Genomic DNA, 1,672 nt, shown 5'->3' with positions numbered 1-1,672 from the left:
GCATTTTCCACCGCGTTCTTCTGCAATTTTTCTCATCTCATTTATATTACCTTTAGCGGAGCCACCACAGATTGAACACCAAGTTTTATTATTTTTAATGGAATTTGGTGTAGCTTCCCAAACATGCCCATTATCACATTTCCATTTAAGTTTGGAACTTGCATCTAAATATTCTTTTGAAAGACATTCTCCACCGCGCACTTCCGCTAATTTATACATTTCATCAATTGTTAATTTCTGTGTTTCAGCTCTTTTTTTAATTCCACAAATCCAACACCAATTATTATTGTTTTTTACATCGTTGGGAGTAGCTTCCCAAATGTGTCCTTGCTTACATTCCCATGTTAGTTTGGTCGAAGAGTTAATATAATCTTTTGACAAGCATTTACCGCCATGATTCCGAGCTAATTGGTGCATATCATCAATTGTCAACCTTCTTCTTTTAGAACAATATGGACACCAAACATCTAATGTTTTAATCGTATTGGGTTTCACCCAAAAAAAATGACCTTCAGAACATTGCCACTTTAAGGTTTTATTGTTAGTATAGTTTTCTGAAAGACACGTACCGCCCTTTTCATGAGCAATCTTATGCATGTCCTCTAATGTTAAAGGAACTCTTTCTGCGCAAACAGGACACCACGTACCTATTTTAACCGCGCTTGCGATTGCTTCCCAAGTATGTCCTTCAGCACACTGCCACTTTAATTTTAATTTTGATATGTAACTTTTTGAAAGTAATTTCCCTCCTCTTTTTTCTGCAAGCTCTCTTAGTTCTTTTAAAACTGATAAATTTTCATAAAAACCTTCTGTCTCTAAATAAAAATATTTATCTTCGGGGACAAATTTTAATTTTTTTAATCTATCAATTATAAATGCTATCAATTGATTGTCTTCTTTAGCTTCATAAAATGGTATAACAAGGAGGATAATATTCTTATCACTACACAACTCCAGTTTTCTCTTATCTATTTCATTTCTTTTTATTAATTCTTTTGTGCTGGAAGTAAAACCTTTAACAACCTCATAATGTTGTTCTCCATTATATTCAAAAGCTAATTGTAATTCTTTGTTAAATCCATCTAATTCATAGGGTTTAATAACGCTTCGTGTTTTAATAAACTTTTTTCCAAATATTTGCTCGAGAATATACCTGCATTTTTCTTCATTAATAAACTTAGTACAGTAAGGGCACCAACTCCCTTTTTTAATACTAGCTGAAGCGTTTGAAGGAACTAAAAATTTCCAAATAGTTCAATGTTATGCTTATGGTGTGTAATTGGTGAAGTGGATTTTGGGACATATACAATAAGTGATTTATTATAAATTTTAATATGATATTGCATGTAATACATTAAAACGGAGCAGCTGAAATTCACCTTCAGCTGCTCCGTTTTAATTGAGTAAATTCTTTATTGCAAGTCAAAAAGCTAACCAAAAGGATGGAATACTCACTTTATTAAACTCTTCGAATCCAAGTCTCCAATAATTATATTAGTTAAAGCCTGTTCAATTTTCCCTTTTAATTCCTGGTATTCTGCAGCATCATACATTTGTATCATGGTTTGACTAATTGCTTCTTTCGACTCCCAATTGGTTAAAAGGTAGAAACTGGTGTATATGCCAGTGTATTTTCTCCCGTCTTCAAAAGCCGCATCTCGTATTACTACAC

1 protein-coding gene and 1 pseudogene are annotated in these 1,672 nt (G+C 32.8%); both read right to left on the bottom strand.

Annotation, left to right across the window (positions count from 1 at the left end):
* Positions 1 to 951 (bottom strand): annotated as a pseudogene (locus tag AC1DOS_RS19995) (hypothetical protein); the annotation flags it as partial.
* 500 nt (positions 952 to 1,451) lie between these two features.
* Positions 1,452 to 1,672 (bottom strand): hypothetical protein (locus AC1DOS_RS19990; protein WP_477538890.1); only part of this gene is annotated, 221 nt, incomplete at its 5' end.

The organism is Paenisporosarcina sp. P5_A11, from assembly GCF_056400705.1.
Note: the sequence above shows the minus strand (reverse complement) of the source record. Positions and strands in the feature narration are given on the sequence as shown.